Below are 478 nucleotides of genomic sequence, written 5' to 3' on the forward strand. Positions count from 1 at the left end.
GCCCATCGAGCCAACGGCTTCGTAGCCTTGCTCGCCAAGCGGACGCAGGACCTGATCGCGCTCTTCGAACGTGACCTGATACATCTTCATGTATTGCTTGAGCTGATCGACGTCGTAAAACGCCGAACCGTGGTCGTTGTCTTCCATGGTCGCCTGAATGCGCAGGGCATTCTTGCGCAGCCATTGCTTGTACGGATGACGGGATTTCAGACGGTTGTCGATCGCATCGGTGTCGAGGATCTGCCCGGTTTCGGTGTCCACAGCGAAGATCTGGCCAGGACCGACACGACCTTTGGCAATCACGTCTTCAGGCTTGTAGTCCCACACGCCGATTTCCGAGGCGAGGGTGATGAAACCGTTGGTGGTGGTGACCCAGCGCGCCGGGCGCAGACCGTTACGGTCGAGCAGGCACACCGCGTAACGACCGTCGGTCATGACCACGCCGGCCGGGCCGTCCCACGGCTCCATGTGCATCGAG

Annotated in this window: 1 pseudogene; it reads right to left on the minus strand. The window is 60.5% G+C overall.

Features of this window, described 5'->3' with window-relative positions:
* Window positions 1–478 (minus strand): annotated as a pseudogene (gene gltB, locus BK660_RS31115) (glutamate synthase large subunit); the annotation flags it as partial.

This window comes from Pseudomonas brassicacearum (genome assembly GCF_003732265.1).
Classification (GTDB): Bacteria; Pseudomonadota; Gammaproteobacteria; order Pseudomonadales; family Pseudomonadaceae; genus Aquipseudomonas; species Aquipseudomonas brassicacearum_D.